This is a genomic window from Roseibium hamelinense (genome assembly GCF_007830545.1).
GTDB lineage: Bacteria > Pseudomonadota > Alphaproteobacteria > Rhizobiales > Stappiaceae > Roseibium > Roseibium hamelinense.
Window position 1 is genome coordinate 131,512 of sequence record NZ_VLLF01000011.1, and the last position, 18,069, is coordinate 149,580.

19 protein-coding genes and 1 tRNA gene are annotated in these 18,069 nt (G+C 57.2%); 4 read left to right on the forward strand and 16 right to left on the reverse strand.

The window, feature by feature from the left end; all coding sequences use genetic code 11:
- Window positions 1–18: 18 nt before the first annotated feature.
- The 5 genes from yihA to rpmH all read right to left on the reverse strand — a co-directional run bounded on the left by yihA (window position 19) and on the right by rpmH (window position 3,961).
- Window positions 19–672, reverse strand: coding sequence for a ribosome biogenesis GTP-binding protein YihA/YsxC (gene yihA / locus JM93_RS19595; RefSeq protein WP_145347006.1), 654 nt, complete (start codon window positions 670–672; stop codon window positions 19–21).
- Window positions 673–723: 51 nt separating this feature from the next.
- Entirely contained in the window at window positions 724–1,368 is a 645-nt protein-coding gene (locus tag JM93_RS19600) for a CatB-related O-acetyltransferase (RefSeq protein ID WP_145347008.1), read from the reverse strand.
- A 151-nt stretch (window positions 1,369–1,519) separates the two neighbouring features.
- Complete coding sequence (gene yidC, locus JM93_RS19605) at window positions 1,520–3,346, reverse strand: membrane protein insertase YidC (protein WP_145347009.1); 1,827 nt, start codon at window positions 3,344–3,346, stop codon at window positions 1,520–1,522.
- Between the two features lie 6 nt (window positions 3,347–3,352).
- Window positions 3,353–3,760 (reverse strand): ribonuclease P protein component, encoded by a 408-nt coding sequence (gene rnpA, locus JM93_RS19610; RefSeq protein ID WP_145347084.1) that lies wholly within the window; start codon window positions 3,758–3,760, stop codon window positions 3,353–3,355.
- 66 nt (window positions 3,761–3,826) lie between these two features.
- Complete coding sequence (gene rpmH / locus JM93_RS19615) at window positions 3,827–3,961, reverse strand: 50S ribosomal protein L34 (RefSeq protein ID WP_040616499.1); 135 nt, start codon at window positions 3,959–3,961, stop codon at window positions 3,827–3,829.
- Between the two features lie 330 nt (window positions 3,962–4,291).
- Here rpmH and JM93_RS19620 point away from each other — a divergent pair, with 330 nt between their 5' ends.
- The 4 genes from JM93_RS19620 (at window position 4,292) to JM93_RS19635 (ending at window position 8,440) form a co-directional block, all read left to right on the forward strand.
- On the forward strand, window positions 4,292–5,110 hold the full coding sequence (locus tag JM93_RS19620; RefSeq protein ID WP_341873647.1) for a TVP38/TMEM64 family protein: 819 nt from the start codon (window positions 4,292–4,294) through the stop codon (window positions 5,108–5,110).
- Window positions 5,111–5,145: 35 nt separating this feature from the next.
- Complete coding sequence (locus JM93_RS19625; protein ID WP_145347011.1) at window positions 5,146–6,576, forward strand: dihydrolipoyl dehydrogenase family protein; 1,431 nt, start codon at window positions 5,146–5,148, stop codon at window positions 6,574–6,576.
- Between the two features lie 74 nt (window positions 6,577–6,650).
- Entirely contained in the window at window positions 6,651–8,138 is a 1,488-nt protein-coding gene (locus tag JM93_RS19630) for a sensor histidine kinase (RefSeq protein ID WP_145347013.1), read from the forward strand.
- 225 nt (window positions 8,139–8,363) lie between these two features.
- A tRNA-Arg gene (locus tag JM93_RS19635) sits at window positions 8,364–8,440 on the forward strand.
- Here JM93_RS19635 and JM93_RS19640 read toward each other — a convergent pair.
- The 11 genes from JM93_RS19640 to phaZ all read right to left on the reverse strand — a co-directional run bounded on the left by JM93_RS19640 (window position 8,441) and on the right by phaZ (window position 18,054).
- Window positions 8,441–9,529 carry a tyrosine-type recombinase/integrase gene (locus JM93_RS19640; RefSeq protein WP_170230763.1) on the reverse strand — a complete coding sequence of 363 codons (1,089 nt, stop codon included), beginning with the start codon at window positions 9,527–9,529 and terminating at the stop codon, window positions 8,441–8,443.
- Window positions 9,513–9,725, reverse strand: coding sequence for a transcription factor iiib subunit (locus JM93_RS19645; RefSeq protein WP_145347016.1), 213 nt, complete (start codon window positions 9,723–9,725; stop codon window positions 9,513–9,515). The genes JM93_RS19640 and JM93_RS19645 overlap by 17 nt, the downstream gene beginning before the upstream one ends.
- Window positions 9,726–9,761: 36 nt before the next feature.
- Window positions 9,762–10,349 carry a MerR family transcriptional regulator gene (locus tag JM93_RS19650; RefSeq protein WP_145347018.1) on the reverse strand — a complete coding sequence of 196 codons (588 nt, stop codon included), beginning with the start codon at window positions 10,347–10,349 and terminating at the stop codon, window positions 9,762–9,764.
- 127 nt (window positions 10,350–10,476) lie between these two features.
- On the reverse strand, window positions 10,477–10,764 hold the full coding sequence (locus tag JM93_RS19655) for a hypothetical protein (RefSeq protein WP_145347020.1): 288 nt from the start codon (window positions 10,762–10,764) through the stop codon (window positions 10,477–10,479).
- Between the two features lie 381 nt (window positions 10,765–11,145).
- Window positions 11,146–11,724: a hypothetical protein gene (locus JM93_RS19660; protein ID WP_208995338.1), complete on the reverse strand. Its 579-nt coding sequence runs from the start codon at window positions 11,722–11,724 to the stop codon at window positions 11,146–11,148.
- 155 nt (window positions 11,725–11,879) lie between these two features.
- Entirely contained in the window at window positions 11,880–13,373 is a 1,494-nt protein-coding gene (locus JM93_RS19665) for a DUF1254 domain-containing protein (RefSeq protein ID WP_145347022.1), read from the reverse strand.
- 286 nt (window positions 13,374–13,659) lie between these two features.
- Window positions 13,660–14,580, reverse strand: a complete 921-nt coding sequence (locus JM93_RS22005; RefSeq protein WP_208995340.1) for a DUF1214 domain-containing protein — start codon at window positions 14,578–14,580, stop codon at window positions 13,660–13,662.
- Window positions 14,502–14,840 (reverse strand): DUF1254 domain-containing protein, encoded by a 339-nt coding sequence (locus tag JM93_RS22425; RefSeq protein ID WP_425280838.1) that lies wholly within the window; start codon window positions 14,838–14,840, stop codon window positions 14,502–14,504. Before JM93_RS22425 ends, JM93_RS22005 begins: the two co-directional genes overlap by 79 nt.
- Before the next feature lie 81 nt (window positions 14,841–14,921).
- A complete protein-coding gene (locus tag JM93_RS22015) occupies window positions 14,922–15,143 on the reverse strand; it encodes a hypothetical protein (RefSeq protein ID WP_208995344.1) in 222 nt (73 codons plus the stop codon).
- A gap of 836 nt (window positions 15,144–15,979) precedes the next feature.
- The gene (locus tag JM93_RS19675; RefSeq protein ID WP_145347024.1) at window positions 15,980–17,245 is read right to left on the reverse strand and encodes a DUF445 domain-containing protein; all 1,266 of its coding nucleotides are present in this window, start codon (window positions 17,243–17,245) and stop codon (window positions 15,980–15,982) included.
- The gene (phaZ, locus tag JM93_RS19680) at window positions 17,236–18,054 is read right to left on the reverse strand and encodes a poly(3-hydroxyalkanoate) depolymerase (RefSeq protein WP_145347026.1); all 819 of its coding nucleotides are present in this window, start codon (window positions 18,052–18,054) and stop codon (window positions 17,236–17,238) included. Before phaZ ends, JM93_RS19675 begins: the two co-directional genes overlap by 10 nt.
- Window positions 18,055–18,069 lie beyond the last annotated feature (15 nt).

Below are 18,069 nucleotides of genomic sequence, written 5' to 3' on the forward strand. Positions count from 1 at the left end.
GACCGCATCGTTATTTGTCTATAGTGTCGAAATACGGGCGATTTCCGCCTTTAACTCGTCCACACCCAGATTTTTTTCTGACGATGTTGCGATAATCTCCGGATAGGCTGCAACGCGTTTTAGAAGTTGAGCCTTGGTCTCTGCGATCAGCTTTTTGAGGGCCGGGGGCTTGATCTTGTCGGATTTCGTCAGGACGACCTGATAGACAACGGCCGCTTTGTCCAGAAGAGCCATCGTCTCAAGATCGTTTTTCTTTATGCCGTGCCGGCTGTCGATAAGCAAAAACACCCGTCTCAAAGATGGGCGCCCCCGCAGATACGAAAACACAAGCTCAGTCCAGGCATCAACCAGATCCTTGGGCGCTTGCGCATAGCCATAGCCGGGCATGTCAACGATGCTAACCGGCGTGCCGTCGGACACAAAAAAATTTAGCATCTGCGTCCGACCCGGGGTACTGGAGGTTCTGGCGAGGCCTTTGCGCCCCGTTAATGCATTGATCAGGCTCGACTTGCCGACATTTGACCTGCCAGCGAATGCAATCTCGTTGGCGTTTATTGGCGGCAGTTTCGCCATGTCCGTAACACTGGTCTGAAACTCCCATGGTGCGGCAAAAAGAAGACGGCCTGCTTCCAGTTCAGCTTCTGAATAGGTTTCGTCTTCGTTTTGGGTCATATTTGTTTCCAGGAGTTGTTGGCAAACAGGCGGCGCATACTGCAAATCTAGTCAGCTGTTTGCTGCGGCCTCAAGAGTTTTGATGTCGGCGCCACGAATAGCCGGCAGATGGCGCGTGATCTTATCTACCGGCCAATCCCACCAGCTCACCTGGTTCAGGCGGTTGATGGTGTCATCGTCAAACCGCATCTTTACGATACGCCCGGGATTGCCCACAACGATTGCATAGTCTGGCACATCCTTGGCTACAACAGCATGAGCACCAATAATGGCGCCATTGCCGATGGTGACCCCGGGAAGGACAGTTGAGTTGGTGCCCAGCCATATGTCGTTTTTCAAGACCGTATCGCCGCGCGTGCTTTCGGAAACGCGTTTCGGATCGAGCCCTTCGGACCAATCCGCACTGAAGACGTTGAACGGGTAGGTCGAAAAGCCATCCATATAATGGTTCGCCCCATTCATGATAAAGGTCGTACCACGTGCAAGTGCGCAGAATTTGCCGATAACGAGCCGGTCGCCGATGAAGTCGAAATGATAACGCACATTGCGGTCTTGGAATGCCGGTGCATCTTGATCATCGTGGTAATAGGTGTACTCGCCGACCTCAATATTGTCGCGGGTGATGTGGTTCTTTAGGAAAATCATACCCGGATCGACAGCGAGTGGGTGTTTGGCGTCAGGCGATGGACCTGGCATGCGAAGTCTCCAAGACAATAATTGTACTAAATGCTGCTGGCCAATTGACGGGTCCGGTCACGCGACAGGCCTAGTCCGTGCCGTTGCATAGGATTGAGCGGCTCGCTGTGAGGCGAAAGAAAAGGCCCGAAGCCGGGCCTTTCAAAATCGCTTAGCTTTTGTCTTCCGGAGCGGGCTTCTTTCGTTTGAACGTCGCGCCCAGATTGTCCCAAAGCTCGATCTTCACGCCCTGGCGACTCATAATCACCCACTGTTGCGCGATCGACAGGAAGTTGTTCCATGCCCAGTAAATCACCAAACCGGCCGGGAACGACGCCAGCATGAATGTGAACAGAACCGGCATCCAGGTGAAGATCATTTGCTGTGTCGGATCTGGTGGAGCCGGGTTCATCTTCATCTGCACGAACATGGTCACACCCATGATCAACGGCCACACACCGAGCATCAGAAGCTGAGGCGGATCCCAGGGGATCAATCCAAACAGATTGAAGATCGTGGTTGGATCGGGCGCCGAAAGATCCTGAATCCAGCCGAAGAATGGCGCATGACGCATTTCGATGGTGACAAAAAGAACCTTATAGAGGGCAAAGAACACCGGGATCTGGATCAGGATCGGCAAACAACCGGCCAGTGGATTGATCTTCTCCTTTTTGTAGAGCTCCATTAGCGCTTGCTGCTGCTTCTGCCGGTCATCCGCATACTTTTCTCGGATCTCTGTCATCTGCGGCTGAACAAGTTTCATTTTGCTCATCGACACATATGACTTGTTGGCGAGTGGGAAGAACACCAGCTTGATGGCAACAGTCACAAGCAGGATCGCAACACCAAAATTGCCGACCAGATGGAACAGCCAATCGATGGCATAGAACATCGGCTTGGTCAGGAAGTAGAACCAACCCCAATCGATCAACAGCTCAAATCGCTCGATACCGAGTGCGCTTTCATAGCTGTCCAGCAGGTTTGTCTCTTTTGCGCCGGCGAACAGGTAGGAAGAGGTTTCTGCATCTCCACCTGCGGGAACCGTGACCCCGGTTCCAAGATAATCCGCCTGAAAATAGTTGCTTGCCGCCGAATAGCTGAAGCCCGGCTGGAATGTGCTGCCAGGAGCTGGGATAAGTGTTGATGCCCAGTATTTATCCGTGAAGCCGAGCCAGCCTTGGTCGACAGACGCTGGACGAACCGGGCCGTCTTCCTCAAGATCGGAATAGTCGATTTCCTGCAGGCCTTCCTCGCCGAAGACACCGAGAAGGCCTTCGTGAAGAATGTAAAACCCGGTGGTTTCCGGCTTCCCGTTACGCGCAATCAGTCCGTAGGGGAAAAGCGTGACGGCTTCGGCTCCAGTGTTCTCAACAGCCTGCGAAACCGTGAACATGTAGTTCTCGTCGATGGAGAACGTACGTTTGAAGACAAGCCCTTCGCCATTGCTATAGGTCAGCGTCACAGGGGTTGACGGTGTGAGGGTTGGCGAGCCTTCAACTGACCAAACCGTGTCGGTGCCCGGAAGCGTTAGGTCGCTGTTGCCGTCGCCAACCCAGCCGTAATCTGTGTAATACGGCTCGGGGCTGTTCCTTGGTGAAAACAGCACAATCGTTGGGCTGCTTTTGTCGACCGTCTCATGATAGTCTTTCAGACGCAGGTCGTCGAGCCGCCCCCCGATCAGGTTGATCGAGCCGGATAAACGCGGTGTTTCAATCTCTACCCGGGCTGTTTGGGCGATTGCCTGATCCCGGTTCAAGGTTCCAGAAGAAGAAGCCGCCGCCGGAGCCGAAGAGGTGCCGGATTGCTGAGGCGAATTGGTCAAACTGGGTGTTTGCGGAGCGTCTGCGCCTTGTTCGGTTTGCTGTGCAGCTTGCTGCTGGGCTTCAAGCGCTGCTTGTTGCCGCTCAAGTTGTGGCTGTGCAATAAAATATTGCCAACCGAGCAGGACCACCAGGGATAAGACAATAGCAAGAATGGTATTGCGGTTTTCGGCGAACAACTGATTTTACCCCTGTTCTTTTTTCGGCAGCTTCGGTCGGACCTGGGAGCCCTTTTGCCGACGCGGTTTGCGGTGGTGACTGCTCGCATTTGGGTCGAGCGCCATCGACATACCCGATTTAAGGTCGCGGACCAATTTTTCGAAGGGCATTGAGAGCGCATTTTCGCGCGCAACAATCACGAAGTCCGCATTTTGCGGGACCGACGCAGGGTCCAGCGCGGCAACCGCGGCTCTCAATCGCCTCTTTATCCGGCTGCGTGCAACAGAGTTGCCCGTTTTTTTTGTGACCGTGTAGCCAACGCGCGATGCCCCGGCTTCAGGCTTTTTCGAACCCTGAACGACAAAAGCGCGCCGTCCGACGCGGCCGCCTTTGGCAACTGCGAGGAATTCGGAGCGCTTTTTGAGTGTTTTCATGACGGGCTGCGAAAGGCTGGTTGCGAGAGCAGACATGCCTGGCAGCGCCGCACGCGTTGCGCAGGATTAAGCGCTGAGACGCTTGCGGCCCTTTGCCCGGCGGCGTGCCAGAACCTGACGGCCGTTTTTGGTTGCCATGCGTGTCCGGAAGCCGTGACGGCGCTTGCGGACAAGGCGGCTCGGTTGATACGTACGCTTCATTGTTCTTCCCCGCGCGCCCGGCGCGGCCCTTGTTTTTCAAAATTCTTTGGAGGAAGCATCCGAAGCGAATTCATCGCGCAGCAAATAGCCATGGGTCCGAATGCATGTCCCAGTGACGCGGCTTATAAGGTCGCTGAACTCGCAAGTCAACGATCCTTGGAGCTAAATCCATCCATTTTGCTCAGCTCACGCTACCTTGAGATGATTTTGACGAGCGGTCACTTGTCGGTGAGAACTCCTCCAAAACCCAACAAATCGTCTACACGTGAGTGCGAGCTGTAAACCTGGTTTGCCTAAATTCCAGGTTTGTAGAGTATCGCGGAGCGGTGGATGATGACAAACGAGAGCGCAACTGTGACCAAGCCCCCAGAAAAAAGCGACCTGCCGAATGCCTCGGAAGATGGCAGCAACAAGCTCCGGTCATCTCTGCGCAGATGGTTGCCCCTAGCGGCACTTGGCTTGATAATGATCGTCGGGTTTTCCCAGGGCTGGCACGAGAATTTGACCCTTTCCGCGCTCATTCGCGAACGGCAAGACCTGATAGCTTTTGTCGACAGTCATCTGTTGCTCTCCATCCTGGGCTTTGTCGCGGCTTACGCCGCTGCGGTCGCTCTATCTTTTCCTGGCGCTTCCCTGTTGACGATTGCAGGCGGGTTTCTTTTCGGTTGGGCTTTGGGGGGAGCTATGACCGTGTTTGCCGCAACCCTCGGCGCTGTCGCGGTTTTTCTGGTTGCAAAGACCTCCTTGGGCGAAACGCTAACCGAGAGGGCAGGGCCGTTCTTGTCGAAAATCTCGAAGGGGTTTCGGGAAGACGGGTTCAACTACCTTCTTTTCTTGCGACTGACACCGGTGTTTCCATTTTGGCTTGTGAACATAGCACCCGCGATCTTCAAGATGCCGCTACCGGCCTTTGCGCTGGGGACATTTATAGGCATCATTCCAGGTACGTTTGCATTCGCGTTTATCGGGTCGGGCCTCGACAGCGTCATCGCAGCCCAAGAGCAAGCAAACCCCGGCTGCGCCGCACAAGGAACATGCTCGGTCGAAGTCGGTGCTTTGGTGACACCACAGCTGCTTGCAGCACTGTTCGCCCTCGGTGTAGCCAGCCTCATTCCAATCGGTCTTAAACGGTTTCGGAAAACCAAGTAATCCGCGCCAGGCGCATTTTCAGAACAGGTGATTTCATGAGCAAACAATTGACGCCCGACATCTGTGTGATCGGCGCCGGGTCCGGTGGATTATCCGTTGCCGCGGCGGCGGCGGCCTTCGGCGTAGAGGTTGTGCTGATCGAGAAAGGTCTCATGGGCGGAGATTGTCTTAATTACGGCTGCGTTCCCTCAAAAGCTCTTTTGTCCGCTGGGAAAAAAGCATTTGCGCTCAAGGGTAACAGCGCCATGGGCGTGTCCGCCTCTGGTATTGAAGTCGACTTTGGGCAGGCCAATGATCATGTCCGCGCGGTCATTGCAGCCATTGCTCCCCATGATTCTGTGGAGCGTTTCGAAGGCCTTGGTGTAACGGTGCTTCAAAACCAAGCCAGATTTGTATCACCGGATTGCGTCGTTGCCGGCGATGCCGAGATCCGGGCTCGCAGATTTGTTGTTGCAACAGGCTCTTCGGCAGCGGTTCCACCAATCCCAGGTCTCTCTGACGTCCCCTATCTCACTAACGAAACCCTGTTCGGACTGCGCGCTGCCCCGGAACACCTGATCATTATTGGCGGCGGCCCGATCGGAATGGAAATGGCGCAAGCCCATCGCCGACTCGGTGCACAGGTAACTGTTATTGAAGCTCAAAAAGCCCTTGGCAAAGACGATCCGGAACTCTCAGCGGTTGTGTTGGACCGGATCCGTGAGGAAGGGGTTGATCTTTACGAGCAGACCGCTGTTACCAGCGTTGAAGCTCGAGACAGCAAGATTATTGTACATATCGAAGGGGCGGGCAACGAACCGACTTCGATTGAAGGCAGCCACCTCTTGGTGGCAGCGGGACGCAAACCGTCGGTCGACGGACTTGACCTTGAAAAGGCCGGCATCACTTTCGACCGTAACGGTATATCCGTGGACAAGGGTTTAAGAACCTCCAACCGAAAGGTCTATGCCATCGGCGATGTTACCGGAGGGCTGCAATTTACCCATGTCGCGGGCTACCATGCAGGGCTTGTAATTCGATCCATCCTGTTTCGGCTGCCGATCAGTGAAAATCGCGACATAATCCCTTGGGTCACCTACACCTCGCCCGAGTTGGGACATGTCGGCATGACCGAAGCGCAAGCACGCGAACGCTTTGGGGGAAAGGTCAAGATTTTATCCGCAGACTATTCCGGCAATGACAGGGCTCAAGCGGAAGCGGCAACACAAGGGCGATTGAAGTTGATCGCCGGGCCCGGCGGCAAGCTTCTGGGCGCGGATATTGTCGGTGCCCAGGCAGGGGAAATTATAAATTTGCTGTCCCTGGCGGTATCGCAAGGAATGAAGATGAAAGATCTTGCAGGCTTCGTAGCAGCCTACCCAACCCTCGGCGAGTTGGTTCGCCGCGCTGCGATTTCCTATTACGCCGAAGCGCCGAAAAAACCATGGATCCGCCAAGCGGTCCGCTTTTTACAGGTGTTTGGATAGAGTGTTTTTCGGGGCTTGTTCGCGCGCACCAACCCTTAGTATTGTAATCCGAATTTCGATTGGAAGCGGAGTTCATGAAGCACGAGGGACCGCAGAAGGGGACTGTTGATCCTGCTGCATCCAGCCCGGGATCCCTGTTCCCGCTACCATCCCGTCGCAACGGGCGGTTTCGGGTGTTGGGAGGACTGTCCGGCAAACTGCTGCTTTTGACGATCGTCTTCGTCATGCTTGCAGAAATTTTAATCTACGTACCGTCGATCGCGAATTACCGAAACAACTGGCTTTCGGACCGTTTGTCGACCGCTGGCGTGGCCGCATCCGTTCTGGCCGAAACGAACACGATCGCCCCGCGGCTGCAGGAAGAGCTCTTGCGGACAACCGGAGCAGTCGCCATCGCCTTGGACCAGGGCACCCGCCGTAGTTTGATCGCCATGGACGATCAATTGCCGGACAACATTCGCTATGTCGTCAATATGGGGCGAATGAATCCGCTTCAATCCATTTTGGAGAGCTTTCAGATCCTATTTGACCGTGGCGAGGGCTACATGCGGGTCGTGGGGGCGGTGCAGATGGGCTATGTCGAGCGGGTTGATATTGTTCTGCCCGTCCGCCTGTTGCACCAGGACATGCTGGCGTTCTCGGTCCGCATTCTGGTGCTTTCAATCATCATTTCCGGCATCACCGCAGGCCTTGTTTATGTGACTTTGCGAGCGGTGTTCGTTCGACCCTTGCAGCGGCTGACAAAATCGATGGATCATTTTGCTGAGGAGCCGGAGGATCTGTCGCGTGCCATAAAAGTTTCTAGCCGAAATGATGAGCTTGGGGATGCTGAAGTTCGGCTGCATGCAATGCAAGAGGCCTTGTCCCGTGCCTTGACCCAAAAACAGCGGCTGGCCGACCTCGGACTGGCTGTTTCTAAAATTAACCACGACCTGCGCAATCTGCTTGCGTCGGCTCAATTATTTTTGGAGCGGTTGGAACACGTGCCCGACCCAACCGTAAACCGTTTAGCTCCGAAAATTTTGGCCACCCTGGATCGTGCCGTTGGGTACACACAAGCTGTGATGGCCTATGGCAAGGCAAGCGAGCGTGCGCCGCAACGGCGGCTGATCGCTCTGCGCAAAGTAGGTGAGGACATTGCGGACGTACTTGGCTTGGCGGACAATAGCTCGGTCCAATTCCACAACCGCGTGGATGAAAACCTTGAGGTGGATGCCGATCCCGAGCAGATTTTCAGGGTCCTTCTGAACTTGTGCCGCAACGCGTTGCAGGCGATTGAATCAGAAAATGATCCGACCTTGGTGCGGCGCATTACGCTTGAAGCCGAGCGGGACAAAAACTGCGTATTCATACGCGTTGTCGATACGGGGCCGGGCATTCCGGCCAACATCAAAAGCGCGCTGTTCAAAGCCTTTCACAGCGGCTCGAAAGCAGGCGGAATTGGGCTTGGGCTCGCAATCGCCTCGGAACTGCTAAAGGCGCATGGTGGCCGGATCGGGCTTGATGAAAGCGTACCGGGTACGTGCTTTTGTATCGAACTGCCTGACAGAAACTCGACCTGAGTCTTCGGACTAAGGATACGTATATCGGAATTCCACGGGCAAATATCCCGTAAATCAGCGGCTTCGCGACATATCCCTGGCCGATGTCAAAAAAACATCAAAAACCCACTTGCAATCCCGAACCTTCAGCAGTAGGAGTAGCGCCCTGTTCGGGAGCAACCGCAGCGGCTGCCCCAAACCATAGCCGACGCAATTCTCTAAAAGAACTGCGGTATTTGGCCAAAAGCACCGGTAGCTCAGCTGGATAGAGCACCAGACTACGAATCTGGGGGTCGGGGGTTCGAATCCTCCCCGGTGCGCCATCACTTAGCATGCTTTTGCTTCTCCTGTTTTGCAGTCCGTTTTGCAGAATTTGTTTCCAAAACGTTCTCAAACTTGGCAATCGCGTTGTCGGCCATGGTCGATGTGCGGGCGAGATACTTGTCCAGAATGTCCTGTGCCCGCCGCAGCGAATGACCGGTGATCGATACAATCTCGCCAAGATTGCAGCCTGCCTGAAACAACATCGTCACGGTCGTGCCGCGAATGTCATGGAAGTGGAGGTCTTCAATGCCTGCCTCCTTGCAGGTCTTTTCCCATTGGAGCGCGAAATAACGCTTTTGAAAAGCGCGGCCCGTCTTGGTGGTGAGGATGAGCGTGGAGCGCTTCGGCAGGGCATCCAAGGTCTCCTTCAGTGCCTTGGTGCATTTGATGGTGACCAGTCGCCCCTTCAGCTTTCCTCGCCGGGCTTTACCCTGATGAATCGAGATGCGCTCGCCGTCATAATTGTTCCAAGTCAGCAGCAGAAGGTCTCCTTGGCGTTGTCCTGTATGCAGGGCAAGAACCATCGCGAGCTTCATTTCCGGGGTGGCAACGGCCATGAACGCTTCAACATGCTCCGGCAGCCAGATCTTTTCAGACCGGTCGCCTTGATAGGCGCGTTCAAAGCCATCCATGACATTGCGTTTGAGCGGGCCGTCCCGGGTTGCCCATGACAGGACGCGGGCAAGGACTGTGACACGGTTGTCGGCCTCACGCGGTTTTTCTTCAGAAAACTGGTCGTGCCATTTGATGACCGCCCGTCGAAACGCCTTGTCTTCCAAAGCGGGGTAGGGACAAGTTCCAAACTGATCTTCCCAGAAGGTGAAGATGCGCCTGTATTCCGCCTTCGTGGACTCAGCCAGCCGCCGCCATTTTGCCGTTTGTTGAAACTCGCGGATCAATCCGGCGAATGTGCCCTTGTCCCTTTGGCGGGTCGACGCTTCGGCTGCTGCAATTGAGGCCAGGAATTCAGGAGATCCAGGTGGGCCTTGCAGGCGTTTGCCGGTGGCCCTGTGATAATAATAAGTCCGTACCTCGCCGCTTGCGAGTTTGCGCTTGATGGTATTGATACCCTTAAGATGTGTTCGCATGCTCCATCTCCCATTGTTCGAATGGCGATTTGGATGGCTGCTCATGTTCAGAGTTTCGAGGACGGTCTTCGCCGATGATTTCAAGGCGGCCATCAGGGTGGGCAATCAGTCGTCCACACTTGAACCCGGAGGTCTTGATTGCCTTGAGATAGTTTGCGGTCTCGGAGGGGCGGATGGGTCTGTGTCGCTGTGCCATTTTTTGTTCCGTCTTTTGGCAAGCAACACGCGAAACTTAAGGAAGCTTGGCCTTTTTTCTGTTTTTCAGCAGCTCGTCTCTGGCTGCCCGAATTGCCTTGTCCGTTTCGGATTTTTGATCATCCGGAGTTTCGTCAAATTGGATGTCATTAATCCCGTGCGCTACATAGGACGCAATACGGGTCAGGGATACCTGGATGAAGGCCATCCGGTCGCGCGCCCAATCATCGCCATAAGCGAACCGTTCATTGTCCTCTGGACTTGAGATGAGATTTGCGAACAGCCCGTCTGCATCAAAAACAATCCTGCCGATGTATTCCTTGTCCAGGTTCTCAGCTGCCACCCTAAGCCAATCGCCAACCTTTGCTCCTGGTTTATAGAACAACTGCGAAACGAGGTTTGGAGAGACGCCAAGCGCGCTCAAATGCGCGATCATCGTCACCGCCATGATATCGAGCGCCGAATACAAACGCCGCCGCCCTTTGCCGACACCGTCCTGGCTCAGGCGCAGGATCCCGCGATTGGGGTCCGTCCAATTCTGGAGCGTTTTCGCGCTCACTCCCGTGATGCGAATGACGTCCGCCTGGGTGAATTCAGGGATCTCAATGTCGACTCGATTACTCACACTAAGAACCTCGCATGAGGCTGAGGCAGTGTCAAGCGAGAAACTCGTGTGAGTTTTAATTATGGTGATCAACGGGCGGCGATGACTTCGTTCTTCATCAAAGACTCAGGGCTTGGTGCGATGCCCGTTACCCGTCTCGCGAAGTGTCATCATTTGGATCCTGCACAACCGCGTCTGGCAAATCGGGCCCCGGGTCCAGGTCCGGAGCGGAAGCGCCTTGCATTCCGTCGTTATCGAGACCGTCAGGATATTCAACCACTAGCACCACCGGGTCCGTAGCATCAGATGCCGACACGGCTGCGCCCGGGTCAGCATCGGCATCAAGATAGCTGCTCAACTGCGAGACTTGCGCGAAAGGGGCTGGAGCGGCGGCCGGATCATGGCCAATCGCGTCGAAGTAGGCCATCCTAGCCATAGGTCTGGCCCGCAACGATTATGACATTCTCACCGACCTGGCGGACCACCTTGGCATACGGGTAGACTTCACCGGATGCCGCGACGAGGCCGCCTGGCTGCGCCGCCTTTGGGGAGTTGCGCGCGCACGGCGCACATGTCGGACATGGGCTGGGTCATGCGTGGGGCTCTCTTTAGGTCCGCGACTTGCTGCAGAGACCCGGACCTAGAACTGGAAGTTGAGGCCGGCGAATATACCCCATTCGGGCTGGCCGTCACCCTCGTCGAAGACGGTGTATTGCGGCTCCACGAAGGTGTTGATCACCGCACCCTCCGTCTGAAAGACCTTGCCGAGACCGAGCCCCAACGGAACGGCGTAGTTGTCAGTTTCGAAATCGTAGGTCTAGACAGCCGCCGAGCGCAGGTACCACCCCTCGCCCAGTTGATAGAAAGCGAAGGGCTGCAGCGCCGCGATGTTGACATCGGCGCGGTCGTCGTTGCCCGCGACGCTCATCTGCCAGGTCAGCAGGTAGCCCCACTGGAACTTCGGGTTCGACGCATTGAACAAAACGTTGGCGAAGCCGAGAGACCACTTCTCCGACCCGAGCGCGTTGTCCGTCGCCGACGGTACGGTGACCTGCGGGCCGAAGCCGAAGCTCACTGCCGGATTGCCTGTGTCGAACAGGTAGGCAGCGAAGAGATTGATATCGCCAAGACCCGTCTCGTCATCGCCGCCAGCCTGCGGAAACGTGTTCACCGGAACCGTGAGGCGCGCGATCCAGTTGCCGCCGAACGCCTCGAATGGCTGGGCATAGCGCAGGAAGAACTGGTTGGCGTCGCGATCGGAGCCCGTCAGATCGCCGGTGTATTGGTTCTGGAAGTTCAGCGCGGTCGTGCTGGCGAGAGGGTTGTTGGCCTGCGCCGCGCTGTCCTGCGCGTGGGAGGGAAGCACGGTGCCCAACACGAGGATGGCCGCGGTCATGCATCTCATGAGTTTTCGGTTCTTTTGACCCGTCACAACGCGCCCCTTCCGTATCCGATGCTGCGGTCTTTCTTGTCTATACAACCCAGGCCCCAAGCCACGTTCGCGGCTCGGGGCGTAGGTGCCCTGATGGACGCGAGTTTTGTTGCAGAGCGTCACTCGACCTTCACGATGTCGTCGGGCTTCCAGGTCTGGTCATAGAATTCGATCTCGGCACCGTAGAGCCGCACGGCCGCCATGAAGTTCCGCCCCGGGATCGTCTGGATGAAGTTGGTGTCGGCACCCCCCTCGGGCTGCTCCGGCGCGAACCAGATGTCTATGGAGCCGTCTTCATTGGTGTCGACGTCATAATAGCCGTTCTTCGAGGGCAGCAGCTGCTCGGTCTCTGGCATGGTACCGTCGGTAATGTTGTAGGCGGTGACGGCCCAGAACAGCGCCGCGGGCGGATCGGCAGGTAAACGCATCCGGTAGGTGTGCTCGCCGCTCAGGAACTCGCCGTCCGCATCGCGCGCCGTGAGCGGGTATTTCGAGCCCGCGCCGATGGTGCGCATGACCATCGCTGGCGCCGAGGAATAAGCATAACTGAAAAAGCCGGCGCGCTGATCGATGTCGAGATAGCTCTCCTGCATGAATTCGGCCGTGGCGCCCGACCAGGCGCGCTCGTACTGCCGGTCGTCGTAGTAGAGGTTGCGCTCGTCGTCACGGCCCAGCTGCTTCGTGGCAAGGATCATCCTCGGAGCGGTCTCGACCGCGCGCAGCAGAAGCTCTTGCTCGCGCTCCGTCGGCTCAAAGGGTTCGCCCTTGATGATGCCAATGGAGGCCAGCACGCCGCGCAACTCGGGCGTAATGGCCGTGACGGGCTCCTCGTCGACGAAATCCTTCAGCTTGGTCCAGTAGTCGTTGTCGACCGGATACATCATATAAACGCGCTGACCGCTGGCGTTGGGAAACTCCATCGGCGGGATGTTCTTCTCTTCCTCCCAGAGCGGGTAGATCCGTGTCTGTTCGGCACGCGCGACGGCCGGTGCCGGATCGGGCACGCCGTCGCCCTGTTCCATCACGGTGCGGAAGAATAGAAAGACGTTGTTCGTCGATGACTCGAATGTGAAATAGCCGTCGGGTACGTGCCCGTCGTAGTTCGGCGGCAGGAGCAGGTAAAGTCCGCCGCGCGCCCGATCCGGCCCGATCGCGCCCACGTCCGTTATGGTGCGCTGGAAAAAGTCGGTGAACATGCCGATGACCCCGGGAGGGGCGGCGACTACGAGCGGTCCGGTCTCGCCCAGATCGAGATAGTTCATGGAATAGATCACGTCGGCATTGGGCGTCGTCACCAAGGTGCGGCTGTCCATCCGGTCCTTCCAGATCGGCAGCACATTGTAGCCGGCGCCGAAGGCGGCCTCCGACCCGTCGCGCATCCCGATCACGTTTAGCGCCGGCAGCATGGTCATATAGGCGTGCACGGCGCGCTGGTAGAACAGCTCGTCGCGCAGCGCCTCAGCCTCGTCCTGGTCGAGCCAGTTGCCGTCGTTGAGCTGGTCGACGAGAGGAGACATCGGCGCGGCTGCGTCTTGCGCTGCGGAGGGTGCGGCGGCGAGTGCAAGGCACAGGGCGGTAAGCGCGGTGGTGCAACGGAGTGCCGTCCGTTTCATGGCGTATTCTCCTTTCAAACGGATGATGGTCTGGTTGTCTTCTGTCACCGGGTCGTTGTGGGTCCAGGTGTTGACCGGGGCCGCCGCTTGTTGTGCGGCAAAATTCCAGTCGGTTTCCGCAATGACCTAATTCTCCAGTGTGACGGGTTCGGCCTGTGCCAAAGCGGGGACCAGAAGTGCTGATCCAAGCAACAGCGCATGGCGAGCAAGACGTGACATCGGGACCTCTTCGTTTTGAAACAATCAAACCGGCCCCGGTGCCGTCAGCCCGGGGCCGCTAAAGAAATCAGTCGACCGGCTCGAAATCCGGCAGGGCGAAGCTCTTGTCGAAGAAGGGCTCTTCCGGGCCATAGAGCCGGAAATAAACAAACCAGCCATCATCCCCGACGGTCGCCATGTGATTGGACTCCATGCCCTCCGGAGCCTCCGGCCCGATGAACAGGTCGACGCTGCCGTCTTCGTTGACCTTGAGCTGTTCCATGCGGCTGTCGAGGCTGGCATCCGTCAGCTCCGGGCCATTGTCATAAGGCCGCCGGGTCTCCGAAGAGTAGAGCGTGAGCGACCAGAAATTGGCGACCGGCACATCCGCCGGCAGGCTCAGGCGATAGGTGCGGTCGGCGCGCAGGAGGTCGCCGTTCGAGTCCCGCTTGGTGGTCATGTAGACCTGTCCAACGCCCGGCTGGGGGTTCACCATCCCTTCGCTCGACCCGACGGCCTCATAGAACCACACCGCGCGTTCATCCAGTTCAACGCGCTCCTCGGTGATCTGCGGCACAGAGAGATCGAAGCTCTTGTACCAGGACGTGCCCTCCCACCAGGGCTCCGTGAAGCGCGGGTTTGTCTGCATGTTGCGGGCCATCAACTCGCCCATGATCGCGCCGCGGGTCAGGATCGCCGTCTGCCGCGCATCAGGCTCAAAGGGCTGCCCCTTCTCAATGCCCAGCGGTTTCAGCATGGCCATCCAGGCCTTGTCCTCGGTGCGCACCGGTTCTTCCTGGATAATGGCATGCAGCACTTCCCAAAACGCCAGGCCGCGCGGCGGCGTCGACGACCAGACCGGGTCGGCACCGATAATCGGCGTGGAAGATTGCGGTTCCTCGCCATGCCAGGCCAGCTTCAGGCCTGACTTCACAGTGTCGACCGACTCCGGCGAGGTGTCGAGGATCCGGATGGCGATCTTGACGTTGTTGGTCGCGCTCTGCACCACGAAGTCGGCTTCGCCTTCGTACTCGGCCGGGTCCGCCTCCGGTCCGACGACGAGTTACTCCCGCCCTCGCCCTTGTCCGGGCCGGTCTCTCCGATATCGGCGACCGGGCGCTGCCACGCATCCAGGAACGCGCCGGCCACGGGCGCGGCGGGCACTTCAAGATAGAGCGGCGCCTCGGAAAGGTTGACGAAGTTGAAAATATACGGCGTCGTCAGGTTCGGCGTGAGAATGCCCCCCTTTTCATTGCGTGACACGAGCACCGCGAAATCGGTCAAGGCTTCGTCGCCAAAGGCGGCATCCTGGGTCAATTGCCACTGTTTGAAGCCGAGATATGGGATGGCTCAGAGGAAGGTCTGGACGGCACGCTGGTAATCCATCTCGTCGAACAAGGCCTGAACGCCCTCATCCGTGATGTAGTTGTCCTGAAGCTCGATCACGCCAATCGGGGTTTCGATCCGCTCATCGCCTTTCAAGGTGGCATCGTCGAGTGTGCGAACCTCCTGGGCAAAGGCCGCTGCAGTTGTGAGAAATGAGAGACCTAAAACGAGGGAAATCAGGTTCATGTTTGGAATTCCTTTCAGATTTACAGGATTTTTTTCCGTCGTCCTGCACGCTCGACACAAGAGTGACGTAGCGTCATTAACTCATCGTGAATGTTTGCCGGCTGACATCACTTTGCAGGCTCTGCGATTACGGATGATCCAACTCATCGGCGGCATACTGTTCATCCACCGGTTTGCACAAATCAGGCCACGGCAATTGATGAGGATATGTTTTTGCAAAACAAACGCTTAAGAAAAAGCTTCCCAATTTGACCGGTCCGCTCCATTCAGAGTTCGAAAACGGGTCTTGCAAAACTGGAATCTGCGGCCGGGGGGAAACGCAAGCTATCCGAAGCGCTCAAATCTCCGAACTAACGCTCACGTGCGGACGGAAAATGCCTGCAATTGAAAACCAGAACCCGGTTACTTGCGCCCACAAGATCAGCGGTTTAGCTCTGCGGATACCGACCATCCACTCAATTCGCAACACGCGTCGGCTTTCCGCCCTTTGTCATAGTCGCGGCTTGTGCAACGAACTGCCGCTTTAAGAACAATGCCGAGAGTGGGCGACGACCGAATTGGCAACGTTCTGCCACCAATTGCCCCGTTGAGGATCTGTCATTCGACCTACGATGTGAATAAGGCTGGCGGACTTTTCGAACTAATTTTGGTTCGGGTCAGGATATAGCGCCATCTTGTCTCCTAGTGGCTGACGGGGAATAGGGAAGATCAATCGGCTTCATGGTAGTCTTTGACAGCGATGCCTCCATCGCTTGGGTCCTGCGGAACCACATCGGCACATTTGATGCTGTAGTGTGGCTACATCCACCGCATCAATTCAGGATGAAGAACATCGTTTATCCAAAATGCGGGATATGTGTCAGCAGGAAGATCAGGCCACCCAGGATCGCGCCCAGGATGGCTCCGTTGATGCGGATGAATTGCAGGTCGCGGCCGAATTCGGTTTCGAACTTGTCGACCAATTCGGCGCTGTCCCATTCTGAGATCACCTCGGTGACATAGCCGGCGATGGCCGGACGCGCGGAGACAACCATATCGGCCGCAGAATCAGCGATGACCACATCCATCTCTGCGCAAGCCGCATGGTCTTTGGCGAGGCGCCGCGCTGCATCCTGAAGGCCCCCGGCAATCATTTGGGCCACACCATCGGGTTCGGTCGCAAGACGCTGCCCAAACTCTTGGAAAGCTTCGTCTTCCAATCGGTTCAATAGCGATTCGATCAGGCCCCGGTCAAAAGCATGGTCGCGTGCCTGGTTGATCAGGCGTTCCATGGTGCCATCCTGGTGAAGCCGGTTGAACAGCCCGGCGACTGCCTGATCGAACTCGGTCCGAAGGGGTGTGTCTTCGGTTGTGAGTTCGTCGATGACCGAGAGAACGCCCTTGACCAGAAGGCCCGCTATTTCTTCATCGACCCTGCTTGCGATCCACCATCGGCTGCGGTCGCGCACAACGGCCACCACCTTCTGCCGGTTCTGCTCGATGGCGTCGCGAACAACCAGAAGAAGGCTGTCGGTCACCGCGCCGGTCATCGCCTCGCCCGCAAGCCCGGCAATGCCGCCTGCCAGTTTTTCACCGGACACAACGCGGCGCAGGGTCGCCTGGATGCCATTGCGCAGATCTTCACTCAGGCGCAGCCCGGCGACGTCGCGCAAGGCCAGTCCAAGGGCGCGGACAAGAAGGTCGCCGACCTTCTTACTGTTGTCCTTGCGGCTGAGCCAGATTGCAGCCCGCCGTGTCGGGTACTTTTCCAGGATCCGGGTCCGGAGCAGCGTTTTGTCCAGAAAGTACCGTTGAATGAATTCGGCTACGCCGCGCGCGGCCCGTTGTTGGTTCGATGGCAGAAGGGCTGTGTGCGGGATCGGCAGACCCAAAGGCCGGCGAAATAACGCCTCTACCGCAAACCAGTCGGCCAAAGCGCCTATTAAACCAGCCTCGGCCATTGCGCGGATCAACAGGAGCCCGAAGCCGGGTTCGTCCACGGCGAAGGTCGCCGTAAACACCACCACCAGGCATACCGAAAGTCCGGTAGCGACCCGGCGTATGTGCCGGATAGCCCGCCGTTTTTCGATGTCTGTGTCCGCTGCGGCGTCACCTAGGCGCATTTCGCGGCTTCGGGCGCGAAAATGAAGTCCTCGATCAAAGCGGCTGTCTCGGCCGGGCTGGTGAGAATGAAAAGATGGCCGCAGGGCATGGTCACCAGCTTGGCGTCCGGCAGGCGTTCCGCCAAGATGCGGCCATTGACGATCGGGACAATTGGATCGTCGTCCCCCATAACAATCATGGCCGGCATCTTGAGCTGAGGCAGCCAGACCCAACTGGTCCAACCGACACCGGCCAGCAGTTGATACAGGTAGCCACGGTTGTTTCCCGGTTTCAGCGCCGAGGCGTGCTCACGCAATACGGCATCTGAAAACCGCAGCTGGCCGCCATATATATCGGGACCGACTTCGACCATGTAGTCGGGACTGAGATAGCGTTTGGGCGTGGCCATCTTCGACAGAACCTTGAGGTTGCCCGGAACCATGACAAAGCCGGCCGAGGTTGCCGCAAGGATAAGGGATTGTGTCCGTTCGGGATAGTCATGCGCGAATTGCTGTGCCGCCGCACCGCCCCAGGACACACCGAAAACGTCGACCTTGCCGAAGCCGAGTTTGTCCAGCGCTCGTACGATCATCCGCGATAGGCCGGTGAACCTGTAGGGGAGAACGGGCGTGGGCGATCCGCCCACGCCTGGCACGTCAAAGGTAACGATTCGCGTGCGGGCGAAATGCTTTGCCAAAGGGAACACACTGTCCAGACTGGCTCCGATGCCGTTGAAGACGAGCAAGCTTCGCTCGGCATCGTCTGGCCCGAGGATCGCATATCGAAGATCCTGTCCACCAATCGTCACAGTATTGACTGTCTCTTTCATGTCATCTTTTCCCGG